Origin of the sequence: Haladaptatus sp. AB618, from assembly GCF_024136965.1 — an archaeon.
In the GTDB taxonomy this organism is placed as follows: Archaea; Halobacteriota; Halobacteria; order Halobacteriales; family Haladaptataceae; genus Haladaptatus.
In genome coordinates this window covers 416,083-430,607 of sequence record NZ_JAMYJX010000002.1, presented here as the reverse complement: position 1 = coordinate 430,607, position 14,525 = coordinate 416,083, and the positions used below count along the sequence as shown (strand labels likewise).

Below are 14,525 nucleotides of genomic sequence, written 5' to 3'. Positions count from 1 at the left end.
CCGCAGACGGCGGGGAAAACCACCGTGTTCACTACGACGTATACAGCACAGCATAGATTGTCTCGCTTGTTCTGCGGGATTGTCGGATACGCATGAATGCGCATAATGTGGTCCCGGTCTCCGAAAGCAATCTGCTCATGGATGACACAGGAAAACCCGCTTATCACCCACTAAACGGTGTGGTTATAAAAGCTTTCTCAAAACTCCTAAAGTGATCCTACACGACAGGTCCCCTATGCAACTCTCACCCGCCACGGTCGCCGACGAGTACGAATGGGTCCGCGAGCGGACCGAAGTCGTGGCGCTCATCAACGACGTCCGAGCGAACCTCGGCGAAGCGTTCGGAACGGACGTCGATTCGGTGTCAGAACCGCAGTACCGGACCGAAGTGGACGCCATCTTCGCCGACGGGGACCTCGCCGTGAACGTCGCCGCGCTCGTCGCCCTCCTCCGCGACCTCGACGTGCAGGAGGACTACCCCGGGTTCGTCGTGGACGAACTCCTCGGCCGGGAACTCGCCGGGATGATCGCCGGGAATCAACCGTTCCGACTGCTCGGCGAAGCCACGTTCCACTACGCGGACATCATGCACCATCTGGACGACGAGGAAGCGGGCAGGGACGACTTGGACGCCGCCCTCGCCGCCGGGTTTCAGACGCGACTGCCGGGGTGGGATTGGACGGAGGGAGAGAGTCCGTTTTCCGTCGATTAAGCGTCGGTGTTGGCCCGGAAAAAGCGGCCTCCGAGTGCGAGGTCGAAGCCGAACGTGGCTATCGTGAGTGCGCCGATGAAGCTCACCGCGAGCATCCACAGTCCGGCATCGACGCCGCTGAACAGGAACAGCGACGCGAGACAGACGTATCCCGCACCGGCGAGGCGATACCATTCGACGCCCCACGGCAGGTCGAAACTCGACAGGATCAACAGCACGCCAGCGACGAGGGCGACACAGAACTGCGCGAGTTGGCCCGTCGCGGACAGTTCCTGTAGTCCGAACACGGCGACCAACCCGACGTTTGCGACCAGCACGAACAACCCGAGCCACTTGTACCAGCGCCTCATCTCCCCGGCCGGTGCGGCCTCGATTGGAATTCCCATATTTATTTGTTGGATAATTGAATTCAAAAAGGTTCGCTCCACCAGCCGTCGGTTCGGAACCTTCAGTACGGTTCGCTGACAGTAGAGGGATATGCAACCCGCGACGCTCTGTTACCCGATTCGGGGCGACGAAATCCTCCTCATCCGCAAGAAGCGCGGCCTCGGCGAGGGCAAACTCGTCGGTCCAGGCGGAAAAGTCGAGGAGGGCGAAACGCCCCGCGAAGCCGCGGTACGGGAGGTCCAAGAGGAGGTTCGCGTGTCCGTCGAGAACCCGACCAAGGTCGGCGAGTTCGAGTTCGTCTTCGGGGAGCAGTCGGAGATGTTCGTCCACGTCTTCCGCGCCGAGGAGTTTTCGGGGACACCGCGAGAGACCGAAGAGGCGGACCCGGGATGGTTCGACGTCGATGAGATGCCCTACGACGAGATGTGGGAGGAAGACGAACTCTGGATGCCGTCTCTGTTGTCAGGCGAGACGTTTTCGGGGTGGTTCCGGTTCGACGAGGATGGGGACAAGATGGTCGAAGAGGAGTTGGAGACCGGCGTGGAGTTTTGACACGGAAGTTGAAAATTCGGCGGAGAGATCAGTTTGGGTATGATTCTGGTTTTGTCGTGATTGCATTAGCCGAGAGGACCACTTCTCAGTAACTGCAATCACGACAAAACCGAAACCACCCCGACTCACCTCCCCGTGTCGTTGCTTCAGGACATTTAAGACCGCATCCGGACTGGGTAGGAGTAATGAGCAACGACGATCAGGAACTCGGCATCACCGAGTCCAAATCGTACAGTCCCGGCGACTGGTACGCCGAAGTGGTTCTGAAGGCGGGTCTCGCCGACTACGCGCCGATGGGCGGTTTCATCGTGACCCGACCCCGCGGCTATGCCCTCTGGGAGGGCCTGCAGGACCGCCTCGACGGCTGGTTCAAGGAGACGGGCGCGCAGAACGCCTACTTCCCCGCGCTCATCCCCGAGAGCTACCTCGAACGCGAGAGCGACATCGTGGAAGGGTTCGACCCGGAAGTCGCGTGGGTGACCCACGGCGGACACGACGAACTCGACGAGCGTCTCGCGTTCCGCCCCACCAGCGAGAGCATCATCACGCCGTTCATGAGCCAGTGGGTCCGGAGCCACCGCGACCTGCCGCTCCGACTCAACCAGTGGTGTAGCGTGATCCGATGGGAAGCGACGGATACGAAGCCGTTCTTCCGCACGAAGGAGTTCCTCTGGCAGGAGGGTCACACCGCACACGAGACCCGCGACGAGGCGTGGGACGAGACGATGACCCGACTCGACCAGTACCAGCGAGTCTTCGAGGAGGTGCTGGCGATTCCGGTCATGCCCGGCCGCAAGCCCGAACACGACAAGTTCCCCGGTGCGGACACCACGACGACCGTCGAGGCGCTCATGCCCGACGGCAAGTCGGTGCAGGGCGCGACGAGCCACTACCTCGGGCAGGGCTTCGCGGAGGCGTACGACCTCTACTTCACCGACGAGAACGAGGACGAGCGTGTGGCCCACACCACCTCGTGGGGACTGTCGTGGCGCGCACTCGGCGCGCTCATCATGACCCACAGCGACGAGCAGGGCTTCGTCTGCCCGCCCACGCTCGCGCCCGAGCAGGTCGTCATCGTCCCCATCTGGCAGGAGGAGAACCGCGAGGAAGTGCTCTCGTACGCCGAGGGCATCGCGGAGGACCTCGAAGACGCGGGCGTCCGCGTCGAACTCGACGACCGCGACGAGCGCAACCCCGGCTTCAAGTTCAACGAGTGGGAACTCAAGGGCGTCCCCGTCCGCTTCGAAATCGGCCCGCACGAGGTCGAAGACGACGAGATCACGGTCGTTCACCGCCCCGACGGCGAGAACGTCGTGGAGGACCGCGCGGGCATCGCCGAAACCATCGAAAACCACTTCGACGTCGTGTTCGACAAGATGTACGAGGCGGCCGAGGAGAACCTGGAGGAGAACGTCCGCGAGGCCGACTCGCGCGCCGACATCCTCGGCACCATCGGCCAGCACGGCGGCTACGTGAAGACCGCGTGGTGTGGCGACGAGGACTGTGAGACAGAGATCAAGGACCAGATTTCGGCGGAAATCGTCATGGTGCCACTCGACCGAGACGAGGAACCCTGCGGCGACGAGTGTTCCATCTGCGGCGACGAAGCGGAGGAGACGGCGTACTTCGCGAAGTCGTACTGAACGGAAGTTCGTTTTTAGCTCACGTCCACGCGCTTGAACCGCCAGTAGCCGAACGCGAGCGGCACCACCAACCACAGGGCGAGAATCACGAACGCGAACCAGTTATCGAGATAGAACGGGACGTGCCCGCCGATGACCGTGTCGGCCATGCTCTTCGCGGCTTCCGTCGTCTGCTGGGCCTCGTTTCCGCTCCCGTTCGACGTGATGGCGTAATCCTTGTTCATGGGAGCGACGATTTTGGCGGCGATACCGTAGGCGTTCTTCGGGTTGAGGCGCTGAAGGAGGTAGTACCACGCCGGAAACTTTCCGCCGCTCGTCCCGAGGTCAAACAACAACGCGATGCCCGTCGTCACGATACTCCACAGCAGTTCGAAGAGGAAGAACAACCCTATCGCGCCCGCCATCGCCCGCGACCGTTTCGCGGTCATGGCCGACAGGCCGATGGCGATAGCCACGAAGACGAGCCCTAACAGGAACGTGAGCAATCCCATCAGGAGGAGTTTCACGACGGGAAATGTCCCGTAATAGACGACGAGGACGACGGCAGCGCTCGCGAAAGCGACGACCGTCGCAACCGCGACGACGGCCGTTCGACCGACGAGTTTCCCGAGAACGAGATCGAGTCGGCTGTGCGGTAGCCCGAGCAGGAGTTTGATGCTCCCCGACTCGCGTTCACCCGCGATGGAGAGATACGCCACGACGATGGCCGCGAGCGGAACGATCAGGCCCGCCGGTACGTCGAGAAACCTGACGGCCGCGTTCGCCGACAGATCCTCGAAGGCTAACTGAATGCCGTACAAGCCACCCGCGGTAAAGACGACGAACAGGACCGTGATGACCCACAACGTCTTCGAACGGACGGCGTCCTCGAAATCCTTGCGCGCGATGACGATCCAACTCATGCGTGGGCCACCCCACTGTGATCGATAGCGGCCGTCGAGTTCGGTACGTTCATGACGAGCACTTTCTCTCAGCCCCATTTATAGTTTGACGAGAATTTCGTCTGGAGAGATACATCCTCGACGGGATGAGTCGAAACGGACCGACCGGAATCGGGTAGCCAGCCACCGACCGTGACATGTGAACCTTGGATTAGATAGTCGCGCGCGTGTAAGCAGTTACCATGCCGAAGTACGTCACGCTCGACGACACGTACGAAACGACCCGCGAGAACTTCTCGTGGGACCTGCCCGAGTCGTTCAACATCGCGGACGACCTGCTCCGGAAGCACGACGACCCGAAGGGGTCGGTGGCGCTGTTCCAAGCGTACCCCGACGGGCGACGGGAGACGTACACGTTCCACGACATCGACGTGCTGTCCAACCGTGTTGCGAACGCCCTGTCGAACCTCGGCGTCGGGTTCGGCGACCGGGTAGCGGTCGCCGTTCCGCAGAAACCGGCCAACCCCATTACCCATCTGGCGTGCTGGAAACTCGGCGCGATATCGATACCGCTGTCGGTGCTGTTCGGGTCCGAATCGCTCGGCTACCGACTCGACGACAGCGGCGCGATGGTCGCCGTCGTGGACGCATCGGTCCGACCGACGCTCGCGGACGTCCGGGACGACTGTCCGAACCTCGACCACGTCGTCGAGGTGGACGGCGACGCCGAGGGTGATGCAATCGACTTCGAGGACCTCCTCCGAGATGGAGCACGCTCGTTCGAACTCGCCGAGACGACGCCGGAGACGCCCGCCATCGTCATGTACACGAGCGGGAGCACCGGACCGCCGAAAGGTGCGCTCCACGGACACCACGTCTGGATCGGCCATTGCCCGACGTACTCGATGGTTTTCGAACGGGATGTGGTCGGAAAGACGGTGGCGTGGACGCCCGCCGATTGGGCGTGGATCGGCGCGCTCGGCGACCTGCTGTATCCGTCGTGGCACTACGGCCGCCCCGTCGTCGGCTATCCGATGGGGAAGTTCGACGCCGAAGAAGCGTTCGAAATCGCGGAGGAGTTCGGCGTCACGGACGCGTTCATCCCGCCGACGGCCATCCGCATGATGATGGAGGTGTCCGACCCGACCGACGCCTACGACCTCGACCTCGATTCCATCAGTACCGGCGGCGAACCGCTGACCCCGGAAATCCTCGCGTGGGCCGAGGAGGAACTGGCGGGCGTCACGGTGAACGAACTGTACGGCCAGACGGAGGCGAACCTGCTGGTCGCCAACTGTCACGACTGGTTCGAGGCGAAACCGGGGAGCATGGGAAAACCCGTTCCGGGCCACGACGTCGCCATCGTGGACCCCGAGATTGGGACGGAACTACCCCGCGGCGAGGTCGGCCAGATAGCGGTCCGAAACCCCACCGAACCGGCGATATTCGAGGAGTACTGGAACGCTCCCGAGAAAACCGAGTCGGTTCGCGTCGGAGACTGGCACCTCACGGGAGACCTCGCGGTGCAGGACGAGGACGATTACATCTGGTTCAAATCGCGCGACGACGACCTCATCATCACCAGCGGCTATCGGGTCGGCCCCGGCGAAATCGAGAAGGCGATTCTCGAACACCCGTCCGTCGAACAGGTGGGCGTCGTCGGCATCCCGGACGAAACGCGCGGCGAGATAATCGCGGCGTTCGTCCAACCCACCTCCGGCGTCGATGGGGACGAGTCACTCCGGGAGGAGATACGCACCCTCGTCCGAAACGACCTCGCGGCGTACGAGTATCCCCGCCGAATCGAGTTCGTCGCCGAACTCCCACAGACGACGACCGGCAAGATCCAGCGCACGGATTTACGGGGTCGAGCGACCGAGGAGTAGATCCCCACCGCTATTGATATTCATTCACATACGTATCGATCAGACCGCTACGGTCGGGAATTATAAACCGTTTATACCGCAGACCGGATTTTCCCCGCCAAGCGGCCGTTTATCGTTGCGGTGAGCGGCCACGACTACAACAATGGTTTCGAGTCCAACGTTCGACGATGGGGTGCCACACGAGCGAATCGACGCCGACGAGTGGGAGGATATCTACGTTGTCGGCGACGTTCACGGCTGTCTGCCGGAACTCGAATCGCTTCTCGACGAACTGTCGCCGAGCGACGACGACCTCGTGGTGTTCGTCGGCGACCTGATTCGAAAAGGACCGGACAGCCTCGGCGTCGTCGAGTTGGTACGGGAGAACGACAACCTCCGGTCGATTCGGGGTAACAACGAGCAGAAACTCCTCGACGGGGACGTCGAACTGGACGAGTTCGGCGAGAACGAAATCGAGTCCGTCCGGGAGTTCCCGGCGGCGATATCGTGGGAAGACGCGCTCGTCGTTCACGGCGGGGTTGACCCGCGAAAACCGCTTTCGGAGCACTCCGTGGACGACCTCGAAACGACGCGTTCGATGGACCCTGACGGGAGCTACGACCGGCCGTTCTGGTTCGAGCGGTACGACGGCCCGCGACGGGTGTTCTTCGGTCATACCGTGCTCGAACGGCCGGTCGAACGCGAATGGGCCGTCGGTCTCGATACGGGGTGTGTCTACGGCGGCGAACTCACCGCGTACGATTATCGCCGCGACGAGTTCGTCACACAGGAGTCGTTGCGAACGGACGCGGACAGAAGCGACGACTCCATCGTCACTCCTCGGTCCCAATAAATCGACCCGTCCTCCGCGAGTAGTCATGTCACAACACGAGTTACCGGATGACGGCGACGACGAATCGGGAGCTGAAAACGCGGATATCGATCTCAGTGACCCGCAATACTACCTCAACCGAGAGTTGAGTCAACTCGAATTCCAGAAGCGAGTGCTCCACGAAGCGATAGACGAGCGCAACCCGCTGCTGGAGCGCGTGAAGTTTCTCGCCATCTTCACGACGAACATGGACGAGTTCTTCCGCAAGCGGGTCGGCGGTCTGAAACAGCAGATGGCGGCGGACGTCACCGAACTCTCGCCCGACGGCCGGACGCCGGAGGAGCAGATAGACGAAATCCTCGACGTGACACACGACATGTTTCGTCGCCAGTCGGCCTGTTACCGGGACGTGATTCACGACGAACTCGCGGCGGCGGGAATCGACATCGTGTCGTACGATTCGCTTTCGTCGGCGGAACGCGACGACCTTCGGGAGTACTTCGAGCAGTCGGTGCTCCCGACGCTCACGCCGCTGACGTTCGACCCGGTCCACCCGTTTCCGTTCATCTCCAACTTGAGCCTCTCGCTCGCGGTGTTGACCCGCCGGGACGGGGACTCGGAGCCGACGTTTTCGCGCGTGAAGATTCCGCGAAACCGGCCGCGTCTCGTGCGAATCGGGGACGAAACGCGGTTCGTCCCCCTGGAAGACGTCATCAGGTCGAACCTCGACCTGCTGTTTCCGAGCACCGAAATCATCGACCATTCGACGTTCCGCGTCACCCGAAACGCGGAGGTCGGGAAGGACGAGGAGGTCGCCGAGGACCTCATCGACATGATAGAGACGGTACTGCGGGAACGACGGTTCGCCACCGTCGTCCGTCTCGAAATCGAGGAGGGGATGCCCGACGCGGTTCGGGACCTCCTGATGGAACAGTTGGACGTGGGCGAGCGCGAGGTCTTCGAACTACCGGGACCGCTGGATTTCCGCGATTTCATGGATCTGACCGACCTCGACAGGCCCGAGTTGAAGTCCGCACCGTGGACGCCACAACCACATCCGCGACTCACCAGCGGCGTGCCCGACGAACGAGTGGACGTCTTCGAGGAGATTCGGCGAAACGACGTGCTCGTGCACCATCCGTACCACTCCTTCGAGGACACCGTCCAGAAGTTCCTGAGTCAGGCCGCGACTGACCCCGACGTGCTCGCCATCAAACTCTCCATCTACCGAACCGCGAGCGATTCGAAGGTGGTCCAGAGCCTCATCGAGGCGGCGAGAAACGGCAAGCAGGTGGCGGTGATGGTCGAACTCAAGGCCCGATTCGACGAGGAGAACAACATCGAGTGGGGGAAGAAACTGGAGGAGGAGGGGATTCACGTCGCCTACGGGACCATCGGCTACAAGACACACAGCAAGACCGCGCTCGTCGTCCGCGAGGAGGAAGACGGCGTCCGGTTGTACTCGCACATCGCAACCGGGAACTACCACTCGGAGACGGCGAAGACGTACACCGACCTCGGATTGTTGACCGCCGACCGAAAGATCGGGCAGGACCTGAGCGCCCTGTTCAACTTCTTCACCGGCCATACTCACCACGAGGAGTACCGAAAACTGCTCATCGCGCCGGGGAACATGCGCGAGCGGTTTACGGAGGCGATTCGAAACGAGGCGGCACTGGCCCGCGAGGGCGAGGACGGTCGAATCGTCGCCAAGATGAATTCGCTCGAAGATCCGAAAATCGTCGAAGAGTTGTACCGTGCGGCGATGGACGGCGTCGATATCGATCTCATCGTCCGGGACATCTGTCGGCTTCGACCCGGCGTGGACGGACTGAGTGAGACGGTCGACGTCTACAGCGTCGTCGGTCGGTTTCTGGAACACTCCCGGATCTTCTATTTCGGTAACGACGGCGACCCGGACTACTACATCGGTTCGGCCGACTGGATGACCAGAAACCTCGACAATCGAGTCGAAACCATCGCGCCGGTGCGGGATTCGACGCTTCGGGAGGAACTCTCGACCATCCTGGAATCCATGCTCGCCGACAATCGACGCTGTTGGGAGATGGAGTCCGATGGGGGCTATCACCAACGGCGACCGTGTGACGACGAACCGACGGTAGACACACACGAGATTCTGATGCGACGGACGAATAGGACGAACGATTCGTAGCCTCCCCGAACGTCCATCGGTTGTCGAACACGTTTCCCTTCACTGCAAATATTCACAAAGTTATTTATACAATATGATATAAAAGAGAGGTAGATGATGGTGGGGAAGCGGGTAATATACGAAAAGTTGCGTATTTTGTGATAATAATATCAAATATCATATGTTGAAATCCATAGGATCACCATTCAACCAACGCAGGAATCGTTAGCAAAGTTTTAGAAACCCGGCTACAATCAGTTAGATATGGCCGAAGTCAATCTAGACGAAAAAGACTTTAAAATCCTTCAATGGCTCGACAGAGAGGGGGATATCGACGTCGACGAAGTGAGCGATGAACTCGATATCAGTACCTCTACCGTGTACTATCGGCTAGACAAGTATCGAAAACAGGGAATCCTCGCGGGAACCGTCTCGAAACTCGACGCGCGGGAGCTCGGTCTGGAGCTCACCGTCATCAGCGAAATCAAGAGCGACTACGGCCCCGGATACGACGAGATTGGCGAGTGCCTCACGAACATCTCCGGCGTCCAAACGGTATATTTCATGCTCGGGGAGAAGTCGTTCACCGTCATCGCTCACCTGCGTGACCACGACCACCTGCAGGAGTACATCGACGACATCATCCACACCGATGGGGTCGAACATTCCTCGACACAGATCGCGCTTCGAACCTTCAAGGACGAATCGAGACTCCTGGTCAACTACGACGATGAGGATTTGATGGCACTCATCGAGAGCGAATAGAACGAAAAGAGCGAAAAGAACAGCATTGACTATTTGTAGAGACAGCACGCATATGGAGATATTTCTCCTCCCTTTCGCCATAATATCCCTATTATTTTCATTTCCTTGCCTTTCTATCACACGTCCGTCCAATATATAAGGAACACATATTGACAATAGCACACCCTTTCCCCTTCAGGAGAAACCTCTTATGTGTGTTTGTCATGCGCTCGCATATGACTGACTTCCTCGCCGATCCGACCGACCAGCGGTCGAACTGCGGTGTCGGTGTCGTAATGGACCTCGACGCCCACACCAGCCACGAAATCGTAACCGACGGCCTGTCGCTACTCGCCAACCTCGAACATCGCGGCACGACGGGCGCAGAATCGAACACCGGGGACGGTGCCGGAATCCTCGTTCAACGACCGGACGCCTTCTTCGCGGTCGAACTCGGCACCGACCTGCCGGAGACGTACGCCGCCGGCCAACTGTTCCTTCCGCAGGACGACGAACTCCGCGCCGAACTGAAAGAAACCGTCGAGGACGTGCTCCAGTCGGAGGGCGTGACCGTCTTCGACTGGCGAACGGTGCCGACGGAGAACGGGGATTTGGGAAAGACGGCGCTCGACTCGGAACCCGTCATCGAACAGTGTTTCGTCGCACCGGGTGAGGAGATGGACGTCGAGGAGTTCGACCGGACGCTGTACGTCGCCCGGCGCGCACTGGAGAACACCGTCGCGGCGCGCGAGGACGCGGAGGAGTTCTATGTTTGCTCGCTCGACCGGAAGACGCTCGTGTACAAGGGACTGCTCAAGGGTGACCAACTGGGCGGTTACTTCCCCGACCTCCGTAACGAACTGTTCGAATCGTCCCTCGCCCTGGTTCATGCACGGTTTTCCACGAACACGCTCGGCGCGTGGCGACTCGCTCACCCCTACCGCCGCGTCATCCACAACGGCGAAATCAACACGATTCAGGGGAACGGCAACTGGATGGCGGCGCGCGAGACGGACCTCGAAAGCGACGTGCTCGGCGACGACATCGACCGAGTCACGCCGGTGACGACGCTCGATCAGAGCGACACGGCGGTCGTGGACAACGTCCTCGAACTCCTCATGCAGGACGGACGGGAACTCCCCCACGCCCTCCGAATGTTGGTGCCCGAAGCGTGGCGCGACAGAACCGACGGCGACCGGAACGCGTGGTACGACTTTCACGCCTCCCTCATCGAACCGTGGGACGGCCCGGCGCTCGTCGCCGCGACGGACGGCGACCGCGTCGGTGCCGTGCTCGACCGGAACGGCCTGCGTCCGTGCCGCTACGACGTGACGACCGACAACCGACTCGTGATGGCCAGCGAGGCCGGAGCGCTCGACCTCGAACCGGACGAAGTCGTCGAGCGGGGTCGCCTCAAGCCTGGACAGCTATTCCTCGCGGACCCCGAGCAGGGCGGTCTCGTCTCGGACGAGGACGTGTTCGACGACCTGACCGACGAGAAGTACGCCGAGTGGGTCGCCGAGGAGCAAGTTCGACTGGACGAGGAAACGGATTCGGACTGGGATGGTTCCGGGGATCTGGAGGACTTCCTCGACGAGGACGATATCGGTTCGGGTGACTCCTCCCCGCTCCGCGCCCGGCAAGCCGTCTGGGGGTACACCCACGACGAACTGAGCGAACTCCTCGAACCGATGGCCCGAGGGGGCAAGGACCCGGTGGGGTCGATGGGTGACGACACGCCGCTGTCCGTCCTGTCGGACTTCGACCGGCCGCTGTTCTCGTACTTCAAACAGTTGTTCGCACAGGTGACGAACCCGCCCATCGACTACATCCGCGAGGAACTGGTGACGAGCCTCGAAACCCGTCTCGGTCGCCAGCGGAACCTCCTCGACGAGTCGCCCGCCCACGCCCGACAACTCGTCCTCGATTCGCCCGTGTTGACCGACGAGGAACTGGCGAACGTGAAGGGGACGGACTTCCCGACCGAAGTCGTGGACATCACCTTCGACGCCGATGGCGACCTCGAAACGGCGGTCGCACGGGTGCGCGAGGAGGCGAAGGACGCGGTCGAATCGGGTGCCGAAATCGTCGTGCTCTCGGACAAGGCGACGACGGCCGACAGGGTTCCGATTCCCTCCCTGCTCGCCACGAGCGCGGTCCACCATCACCTCGTGCGCGAGGGACTGCGAACCAGGACCGGCCTCGTCGTGGAGTCGGGCGACCCGAGAACGGTTCACCACCTCTCCACGCTCGTCGGCTACGGCGCGGGTGCGGTGAACCCCTACCTCGCCTACCGGACCATCACTGATCTGGTGGCCGGGCCGGACGGCGCTGACGAGGGCGAAGCCATCGACAAATACGTCACGGCGCTGGAGAAGGGCCTGCTGAAGACGATGGCGAAGATGGGAATCTCGACGGTCGAGAGCTACCGCGGTGCCCAAATCTTCGAGGCGGTCGGCCTGAACGGCGAGTTCGTCGAGGAGTACTTCGCCGGGACGGAGAACCGCACCGAAGGCATCGGCGTAGAGGAGATAGAGGAAGACGTGCGCGAACGCCACGAGGCGGCGTTCGATGACCCCGAGGTTGCACGGAAGGGCGAGTACGAACACCGCTCGAACGGAATCCACCACCAGTGGAACCCGAAATCCGTCGGTGCGCTCCAGCGTGCCGTTCGGAAGAACGACGTCGAGGAGTACGAGACGTTCGCCGAGGGCATAAACGATCAACAGGGAACGCTCCAGACGCTCCGCGGGTTGCTCGAATTCGATACCGAAGCGCGCGAGTCGATTCCGGTCGAGGAGGTCGAACCCGTCGAGGACGTCGTCACCCGCTTCTCGACGGCGGCGATGAGCCTCGGGTCGCTCTCGCCCGAGATGCACGAGAACAACGCCATCGCAATGGACCGAATCGGCGGCAAGTCCAACACCGGCGAGGGCGGCGAACCGCCCGAGCGGTTCGACACCGAGCGCGAGTGCTCGGTAAAACAGGTCGCGAGCGCGCGGTTCGGCGTCACGAGTCGGTACCTGCAATCGGCCGACGAAGTGCAGATCAAGATGGCTCAAGGGTCGAAGCCCGGCGAAGGCGGTCACCTCCCCGGAAAGAAGGTGAACGAGATGATCGCTCACGTCCGCCACGCGACGCCGGGCGTTGGCCTCATCTCGCCGCCGCCACAACACGACATCTACAGCATCGAGGACCTGAAACAGCTCATCTACGACCTGAAGGCGGGAAGCGACGGGTCGGAGGTCAACGTGAAGCTCGTCTCGGAGGCGGGCGTCGGCACCGTCGCGGCCGGTGTCGCGAAGGCCAAGGCCGACGTAGTCCACATCTCGGGGCACTCCGGCGGCACCGGTGCGAGTCCGCGCACGTCCATCAAGAACGCGGGCCTGCCGTGGGAACTCGGCCTCGCCGAGGCGAACCAGATGCTTCGACAGACCGGCCTTCGCTCGCGCATCCGCGTCAGCGTCGACGGCGGCCTGAAGACGGGCCGCGACGTGGCCGTCGCGGCCCTCCTCGGCGCGGAGGAGTACGCGTTCGGGACGGCGAGCCTGGTCACCAGCGGCTGTGTGATGGCGCGTAACTGCCACGAGAACACCTGTCCGGTCGGTATCGCCACGCAGGACGAGGACCTCCGGGCGCGGTTCCCCGGCGAACCCGACCACGTCATCAACTACATGGTCTTCATCGCCGAGGAACTCCGGGAGATCATGGCCGAACTCGGCTTCGAGACCATCGAGGAGATGGTCGGACGCGTCGAACTGCTCCGCCAGCGCGAGACCGACCACCCGAAGGCGCGCAGTCTCGACCTCTCGCGCGTTCTCGCCGAACCGACGGGCGACGGTCGTACCAAAACGCAGGAACAGGATCACGAGTTGGACGACCACATCGACCACGACCTGCTCGATGCGGCGCGACCGGCCATCGAGGACGGCGAATCGGTCGAACTCGAACGCACGATTTCGAATCAGGACCGGTCCATCGGCGCGATGCTCTCGGGTCGAATCTCGGCGGTCCACGGCGAAGCGGGCCTGCCGGACGGGTCCGTCACCTGCCACTTCGACGGCTACGCGGGCCAGAGCTTCGGCGCGTTCGCCCAGTCCGGTCTCGACCTGTTCCTGACGGGCGCGGCCAACGACTACGTCGGGAAAGGTCTCTCCGGCGGGCGACTCGTGGTCGATACGCCGGACGAAGCCGCGTACGATGCGAGCGACATCGTGATCGGCAACGTCGCGCTGTACGGCGCGACCAAGGGCGAACTGTACGTCAACGGCGTCGCAGGCGAGCGCTTCGCCGTTCGGAACAGTGGCGCGAAAGCTGTCGTCGAGGGCGTCGGCGACCACGGTTGTGAGTACATGACCGGCGGCGTCGCGGTCGTCCTCGGCGAGACGGGCGAGAACTTCGCCGCCGGGATGACCGGTGGCGTGGCCTACGTGCTGGACGACGGCGAAAACGATGCGTTCCGGGAGCGCGTCAACGACGAGACCGTGACGCTCTCGTCGGACATGGACGAGCGCGACGAGCAGGTCGTTCGGCGGCTGGTCGAGAACCACGCCGCCGCGACCGGGAGCGAAACGGCGCTGTCGCTGTTGGACGAGTGGGACTCCGTCTCGTTCGTGAAAATCATGCCCGACGCGTACCGGCAGGCCATCGAGGAAGGGAAGGAAGACGTTCGCACGTCGCCACCCCGTCCGGTGCCCGCGGTCCGTCGATCCTCGGGGTTTCGCGTCCCGTCTGACGACTGAAAAAGGGAGTTCGAC

Annotated in this window: 10 protein-coding genes; 8 read left to right on the top strand and 2 right to left on the bottom strand. The window is 62.2% G+C overall.

Features of this window, described 5'->3' with window-relative positions; genetic code table 11:
- Positions 1-235 precede the first annotated feature (235 nt).
- The gene (locus tag NKF26_RS09030; RefSeq protein ID WP_253226575.1) at positions 236-712 is read left to right on the top strand and encodes a hypothetical protein; all 477 of its coding nucleotides are present in this window, start codon (positions 236-238) and stop codon (positions 710-712) included.
- On the opposite strand, the gene NKF26_RS09025 is transcribed toward NKF26_RS09030, so the two are convergent.
- Positions 709-1,098, bottom strand: coding sequence for a hypothetical protein (locus NKF26_RS09025; RefSeq protein ID WP_253226576.1), 390 nt, complete (start codon positions 1,096-1,098; stop codon positions 709-711). The genes NKF26_RS09030 and NKF26_RS09025 overlap by 4 nt on opposite strands.
- A 91-nt stretch (positions 1,099-1,189) precedes the next feature.
- Between NKF26_RS09025 and NKF26_RS09020 the strand changes: the two genes are divergently transcribed.
- Positions 1,190-1,651, top strand: coding sequence for an 8-oxo-dGTP diphosphatase (locus tag NKF26_RS09020; RefSeq protein WP_253226577.1), 462 nt, complete (start codon positions 1,190-1,192; stop codon positions 1,649-1,651).
- A gap of 185 nt (positions 1,652-1,836) precedes the next feature.
- Positions 1,837-3,294 carry a proline--tRNA ligase gene (gene proS, locus NKF26_RS09015; protein ID WP_253226578.1) on the top strand — a complete coding sequence of 486 codons (1,458 nt, stop codon included), beginning with the start codon at positions 1,837-1,839 and terminating at the stop codon, positions 3,292-3,294.
- Between the two features lie 14 nt (positions 3,295-3,308).
- Here proS and NKF26_RS09010 read toward each other — a convergent pair whose 3' ends face one another.
- Positions 3,309-4,196, bottom strand: a complete 888-nt coding sequence (locus tag NKF26_RS09010) for an ABC transporter permease subunit (RefSeq protein WP_253234194.1) — start codon at positions 4,194-4,196, stop codon at positions 3,309-3,311.
- Between the two features lie 221 nt (positions 4,197-4,417).
- Here NKF26_RS09010 and NKF26_RS09005 point away from each other — a divergent pair, with 221 nt between their 5' ends.
- From NKF26_RS09005 to gltB, 5 genes are all read left to right on the top strand, one after another.
- On the top strand, positions 4,418-6,061 hold the full coding sequence (locus NKF26_RS09005) for an AMP-binding protein (RefSeq protein ID WP_253226580.1): 1,644 nt from the start codon (positions 4,418-4,420) through the stop codon (positions 6,059-6,061).
- 142 nt (positions 6,062-6,203) lie between these two features.
- The gene (locus tag NKF26_RS09000; protein WP_253226581.1) at positions 6,204-6,893 is read left to right on the top strand and encodes a metallophosphoesterase family protein; all 690 of its coding nucleotides are present in this window, start codon (positions 6,204-6,206) and stop codon (positions 6,891-6,893) included.
- A 25-nt stretch (positions 6,894-6,918) separates the two neighbouring features.
- Entirely contained in the window at positions 6,919-9,045 is a 2,127-nt protein-coding gene (gene ppk1, locus NKF26_RS08995) for a polyphosphate kinase 1 (RefSeq protein WP_253234193.1), read from the top strand.
- 243 nt (positions 9,046-9,288) lie between these two features.
- Entirely contained in the window at positions 9,289-9,789 is a 501-nt protein-coding gene (locus NKF26_RS08990) for an Lrp/AsnC family transcriptional regulator (protein WP_253226583.1), read from the top strand.
- A 215-nt stretch (positions 9,790-10,004) separates the two neighbouring features.
- Positions 10,005-14,510 carry a glutamate synthase large subunit gene (gene gltB / locus NKF26_RS08985; protein WP_253234192.1) on the top strand — a complete coding sequence of 1,502 codons (4,506 nt, stop codon included), beginning with the start codon at positions 10,005-10,007 and terminating at the stop codon, positions 14,508-14,510.
- Positions 14,511-14,525 lie beyond the last annotated feature (15 nt).